Consider the following 5,324-nt stretch of genomic DNA (forward strand, 5'->3'; position numbering starts at 1 on the left):
GTTTGTGCCAGCCCTTCATGCAAAAAAGGGCTGACGCTATGAGGATCTTCATTTCGTTTCCTTACTAGCATCAGCCTTACCTAATTAATTGATTATCTGTCGCCTAATTTCTGCCACAAGTTACCCAAGATTGCACCCCAACCGCGAACTGTTCCTGTTGCAGAAACACTAGAAGATGGTGCATGATTTTGGGATTGAATTGGTATCACGTCCTGGGGTGTAAGATTAGGCTCTAATGCCCGTGAGCCAAACCTTGCACGAGCTAAAAGTTGTTGGCGTTTCTCTCTTAAGCCTGTAGTAATTGCTTGCCTTTCAGCTTGCACAGTTTGCTTATTTTCTATGCTGCTGATTTTATTTTCATGTCTCCACAATTCTGCTTGTAAATCGTGGTGAAGTTGGGCGGCAACTTCGGTCAGTGCGTGCTTCCGTTTTTGGTCAATCCGCAACAAGTCGGCTCTATCTTGGGCATCTATCTTGCCCATCTCTGAATCAAATTCTGAATTTAACTTGCGAATTTTGGCGATAGCACCCGCAACATGAGAGCCGTATTGTTTACGAAGTTCTGTCCAAGTGACCTGCCCTTTTGTTAACTTCTCCATCGCCTCAAAGACGACCTTGGCATTGTCCAAGAATGGCTCTAATCTGTCAGATAATTCTTGGGCATTATTCGCATAGTCAGCGAACTGTTCGAGCTTATTTATATCCGAAAGATAGCCCAGAATATCAGACTCAAATCCTCCCCAAGATTGTGCTTTCTCATCAATGTGGCTTGCATGACCAAGTACCGGATTACGTATTGCAAAGTCCATTGCTGACACTCCTAATAAGGTATGTTGTCGTAGTCGATATTTATCGGCTCTTGGGGCACTTCATCCCAGTAACCCATCTCTTCAAATCGGTTATAAATTCTCGTTGCTAATTGCCTTATCGGATCGTCAAAATCATCAGAAATTAAATCAAATCTCTTCTCACCAAATGCCAGAATATTTGCAATGTCCGCGTCAATCCCATTACCCAAGAATTGACCAAATGCAGCAGAGTAGGGATGGTCATCAATGGTTGAATGAGTTGCTAGAAATTCCGTCCCGGTAAAGGGTGGGTAATCTTCACTCTCGAATATTGGTGTGGAGAGTGCCTGAATATCTGCCTCAATCATTGCAGCCCATTGTTCAGGATTTTCCGCTTTGAATTGCTGCTTTCTTAGGGCGGAGTCGGTCAGAGGTGATTTGCCCCAATCGTTGGGATTTTTGTAGTGAAGTGTCATTTGTTAGAATCCTTGTGTACTTTCGTTTTTGCGGCGAGAGATACGTCCCGGAGTGAGGCGATTGCAATGATTGGTCGTCGGTGCAATCGCTTCATCATCAGTTTTCACAAAACTCGACAAGTTCAAAAACCTCCCTCTGCACTTGGTTTTGACTTAATTCTTTTCGTTTGCCTTTCGAGTCATTGAATATGAAAGGGGCATTGACTCGACAATTAGACTGATGGCTATAGCGCAGTTGTTGACCACGGAATTCATAGAGGTGGTTACGTTGCAAAGTTGTCGTTTCTAACATAAGTTCCTCAAACCTGCGAATAGAACTCGATATTTAGAATCGCTTCGTGAATCTCCATCAAGGCTTGCACAGCATCCCCCATTTTTAGGTCATTCGATGTACTGAACCGCTCGGACGCTTCGATTTGTTTGTAATTGGGAGATGCTTGCACGAATCTAAGAGTCTGTTCGCAACCGAGGATGATGGTCATGATTTCGGTTGTTGTTAGGCTTGGTTGTGTCTTTTGGGTGTCTTGGTCGCTCATAACTTGTTTCTCCTCCTTTGGGTTTTAACTGGTGTGGGTTGGGGTTCTGGGTCAGTGCTTGGCGTTTCTGGCTGACTCGGCCTTTGAAGTACATAGCTGATTGCACCTCCACCCCCGACAGCTGCGGCAATGGTGAACATATTGTTACTGCCAAACTGCTGCACTCCGAAGTAGCCAACGGCTAACGCTGCTGCTGTTGCACCAATGCCTAAAACCGTGTTTCTGAATCTGGATTTGGTCATGCTGCCCCTTTGAAATTAGTGACCATTGCGCTAAGTGCCGATTTATTGGGCTGTGTAGAAAGTGAAGTTTCGGCTTTTGGTGATGTTTGCACATTACCGTGTTGAAAAATCAGCTTCTCTACACCTGCTGATAATGCTTGTGTCGGTGCATCTTGGGGTAAATCAAAAATCTTGCACAATTCAATTACTGCTAAGTAGGAGATGGTTATACGCCGAGATTCGTAATTCATTGATCAGGCTCCCAAAGATATTTGAGTTAATAGTTTCAACCCCAAGGCATTGATAAATTGGGGATTATTCAAAATCACAAAGCCTAAACCGGCTAAGTTTTGATCCACCACTGGCAGCGAAACACCCCCACCCCAGGCGACAAGGTATTTAGCGCGGTCTAGATAATTACCAGCAGTCACAAAGTTGGCGAATTTCTCAATCCTGTTACTCCACCACTCATCTAGACACTGGCTGTACTCGGTTTCAAACTTCTTGCCCGTGAGGTGGTTGCCGCCGTATGTGAAAGTGCCTTCAATAATTCCCTGGTTCACCAAGCTGGGTGAGTGCTTCACATCCTTGGACAGCAGACTCACTCGGTCGTTTCGCTTGTCGAGCGCTTCTGCAATCATCGAATGCAGTTCACCGGCTCCACCTTCTATCAGGTGACGGTCAATCACTGCACCACTGCCGTTGAACACGGTAATCAACCAAGTTGATGAACCGATATCGAGTGCGATCGCTAATTCTGAGGGGTCAAGCACCAGGGACGCTTCACCAAATAAGCAGTGGGCAATGCTTCCGAATCCTTCGGGGTAAATGCCTGTCACCACGATGTCAACTGTCTTGGTGACAATGGAACGAGTTACAGGGTGCAGATGTTCAAAGGTGTGAGTCCCTTCAACTCTGCGCTTAATCTCAGTTGCCCAGCGTTCGGGGTTGTGGTTGCTCAAACTAATTGAAAGTTTGACTCCATCGGGAATATTGAGAACTGCTAAGTCTGCAAGAATGCTTTCTAGTGCGAGTTCTGCCTTTTTCGCTTTATCTTCGTGCAACAGGGTGTGGTCACTTTGAGCTAGAGCCGCACTGCCCCAGAAAAATTGAACATCTTTTAAGTCCAGGCGAGAACCTTCTACATACCGCACCCAGCAGCCATCTTTTGAGATGGTTTCGTGGTGCATGATGTTGCGGTTGCGAACAAGTGAGTATACGGCAGGCATCATGATCGAAAAATCACCGATGATTGCCTTGCCATACCCTGCTCCTGAGTCTTTCCCAGCGATAAGGTCAGTTAGCCCGGATTTGGCTAACAAGTCTGCCTGAACTAGCCAATTTTTGGCATTGGAATATATAGCTGTCATGGTTCAGATGATTGTTAAAGTCTTGATTTGTCTGGCTTTGCAGAATTTAGAGGCTAAATCACTTTAAATCCACATATCCAGTTAGGGGCAAGCCATAGCATCACTTTCTGACTTCTATTGCCTTTGTTGGGTGACTGTTTTTGGTTTGCTTAATGCTATATTAGCATAGAATCGCATGAATATAGAATGCGATAACATGAAATAAGCAAAGACAATTACCACATGAGGCTAGAATCGATGAATAAAGAAACTTTCATCGACATGACTAAGAGAACAACTATTGTTTTACCGGATGCAGTTTATGAAGATTTACAAATATGGGCTGATGAAGAAGGTAGAGCCACAGCTAATCTCGTAGCGTTTCTTGTGGAACAAGCCATAAGAGCTAAATTTCCGTCCAAGTATCCTCCTGCTTACAGAAGAGTAGAGGCAAGCGATCGCCAAACATGACATTAATAGATGGCTATTAGTTCAAAAATGTAGTGTAAAGCATTACTATCAGTACAGTTCGTATAATTTCACATCATTAATTTTGATGTCTCCAATGACTACCGTGAAAGATCCAGCAACCGATTTTCAACTTCCGCCGCATAACGAAGCGGCGTTAGAGTGGATTAGGAAGGCGATAGACCATGAATCTGGTCTAGCTCTAGTGACTGGTGGTGTTGCGCTTGGTACAGGCAGCTTCATTAATCCGCTTGGCTGGCTTGCTTTTGCATTGGCTTACAAGCCGTTAGTACGAGTTCAAAAACTTGTGCGGCTGGAAAAAATAATGACCCTACTTTTGCAAGAGTTTAATAGCTTTGGTATACAAGTCTTTCCGGTACTGAAAATACAAGACAAGAACCCTGTAGACTTATTTATTAGGTTTCCTGGGAAAACTCACCTGTTTATCTCCATCAGATCGAAAGGAGACAGCTTGATTGTCTACAACGAAGCCAAAGAGGTTTTGCAGGTGAGAAGAAAAAAGAATCGCTTAGGAACTTGGGAACCTTGCCCTCTAGTTGAACTGGGAGATTACAAAAGCTGGCTTGACAAGAATAGAGCAATATTTGGGATGTCTTCGCGTGAAGCGCAAAAGACACCCACAGCAAGAGTTTTGGTTTTATGGCCTCCGACAAAGGCATCCCCAAATCATAATGAACATCTTTATACGGAGATAGGAAACATGAAAGTTCTAGTTCTCAAGAGAAAAGGTAGTGCATTTGTAATTCCAGAGGAGGAAGTAACCGAGTTTGTCAGAAATTGGTTAGGCAAATATGAATAGAATAAATGGCGAAAACCCCGGTTCCTGCTAGGACACGGGGCTTTCTAAGTTTATTCACTTGGAATTGGGGATTGGGTTTCGCAGCCTAATTAGTATCCCTAATAGTAATTTTATCTTACACGATCAGGTGTAAAGCCAATGTAATACTGGCTCACCAGATGTAAAGAGTGTTTCAAGAATTTTAGCAAATTAGATTTTTGAACGTTTGTACTAGAAAATTACTGCCACGGGATAGCTCCAATTCCTCCACTACATACACATACTGGAGGATTTGTAAAGTGTCAAAAAAACAGCTATTTCATACTGATAGTACCAGCAAGCTGCTATTCGCAACTATTGCTAACGCTTGCCCCCACTGCGGTAAACCAGACTGGTGCTATTCAATAGAAGAATTTACAGTCTGCGATCGCGATCGCTTTCATCAGCCTAACTATGCACTGGCTCAACCGAAAGAATCGCCAACTTATGTATTAAGCAATTGTCAAAAATTAAATAATGTTCAAGGAGGTATCGCGTAATGGTTGCACAATTCCCCAATCAACAGGCGTTCGCCTCCTTCGACATCCGAAATTTTCAAGACCAGCTAGAGCCGTCCAAAGCTAAAAATAAGTTTATTTGTCCAGTTTGTGGCGGGAATGACTTATCTATTGTCCCAGAAACCGGGAA

The 5,324-nt window shown here is 43.8% G+C and carries 10 protein-coding genes; 3 read left to right on the forward strand and 7 right to left on the reverse strand.

The annotated features are described in order from the left end of the window. Positions 1 to 92 precede the first annotated feature (92 nt). From GNF10_RS34730 to GNF10_RS34760, 7 genes are all read right to left on the reverse strand, one after another. Positions 93 to 809, reverse strand: a complete 717-nt coding sequence (locus GNF10_RS34730) for a hypothetical protein (RefSeq protein ID WP_185584647.1) — start codon at positions 807 to 809, stop codon at positions 93 to 95. Positions 810 to 820: 11 nt separating this feature from the next. Further along, positions 821 to 1,264, reverse strand: a complete 444-nt coding sequence (locus GNF10_RS34735) for a hypothetical protein (RefSeq protein WP_185607408.1) — start codon at positions 1,262 to 1,264, stop codon at positions 821 to 823. A gap of 97 nt (positions 1,265 to 1,361) precedes the next feature. Then, on the reverse strand, positions 1,362 to 1,556 hold the full coding sequence (locus GNF10_RS34740; RefSeq protein ID WP_185584621.1) for a hypothetical protein: 195 nt from the start codon (positions 1,554 to 1,556) through the stop codon (positions 1,362 to 1,364). Between the two features lie 7 nt (positions 1,557 to 1,563). Continuing rightward, on the reverse strand, positions 1,564 to 1,800 hold the full coding sequence (locus GNF10_RS34745; RefSeq protein WP_179076067.1) for a hypothetical protein: 237 nt from the start codon (positions 1,798 to 1,800) through the stop codon (positions 1,564 to 1,566). Beyond that, positions 1,797 to 2,042, reverse strand: coding sequence for a hypothetical protein (locus GNF10_RS34750; protein ID WP_185607409.1), 246 nt, complete (start codon positions 2,040 to 2,042; stop codon positions 1,797 to 1,799). Before GNF10_RS34750 ends, GNF10_RS34745 begins: the two co-directional genes overlap by 4 nt. Continuing rightward, positions 2,039 to 2,272, reverse strand: coding sequence for a hypothetical protein (locus GNF10_RS34755; protein ID WP_185584617.1), 234 nt, complete (start codon positions 2,270 to 2,272; stop codon positions 2,039 to 2,041). Before GNF10_RS34755 ends, GNF10_RS34750 begins: the two co-directional genes overlap by 4 nt. A 3-nt stretch (positions 2,273 to 2,275) precedes the next feature. Continuing rightward, the gene (locus GNF10_RS34760) at positions 2,276 to 3,391 is read right to left on the reverse strand and encodes a ParM/StbA family protein (RefSeq protein ID WP_185584615.1); all 1,116 of its coding nucleotides are present in this window, start codon (positions 3,389 to 3,391) and stop codon (positions 2,276 to 2,278) included. Between the two features lie 237 nt (positions 3,392 to 3,628). On the opposite strand from GNF10_RS34760, the gene GNF10_RS34765 reads away from it, so the two are divergent. The 3 genes from GNF10_RS34765 (at position 3,629) to GNF10_RS34775 (ending at position 5,176) form a co-directional block, all read left to right on the forward strand. Continuing rightward, positions 3,629 to 3,841 carry a hypothetical protein gene (locus GNF10_RS34765; protein ID WP_225893030.1) on the forward strand — a complete coding sequence of 71 codons (213 nt, stop codon included), beginning with the start codon at positions 3,629 to 3,631 and terminating at the stop codon, positions 3,839 to 3,841. Positions 3,842 to 3,935: 94 nt separating this feature from the next. Further along, a complete protein-coding gene (locus GNF10_RS34770) occupies positions 3,936 to 4,658 on the forward strand; it encodes a hypothetical protein (RefSeq protein ID WP_185584613.1) in 723 nt (240 codons plus the stop codon). 278 nt (positions 4,659 to 4,936) lie between these two features. Further along, positions 4,937 to 5,176 (forward strand): hypothetical protein, encoded by a 240-nt coding sequence (locus tag GNF10_RS34775; protein ID WP_185584611.1) that lies wholly within the window; start codon positions 4,937 to 4,939, stop codon positions 5,174 to 5,176. The last annotated feature ends 148 nt before the right edge of the window (positions 5,177 to 5,324 follow it).

Origin of the sequence: Nostoc sp. UCD121 (assembly GCF_014222285.1) — a bacterium.
Classification (GTDB): Bacteria; Cyanobacteriota; Cyanobacteriia; order Cyanobacteriales; family Nostocaceae; genus Nostoc.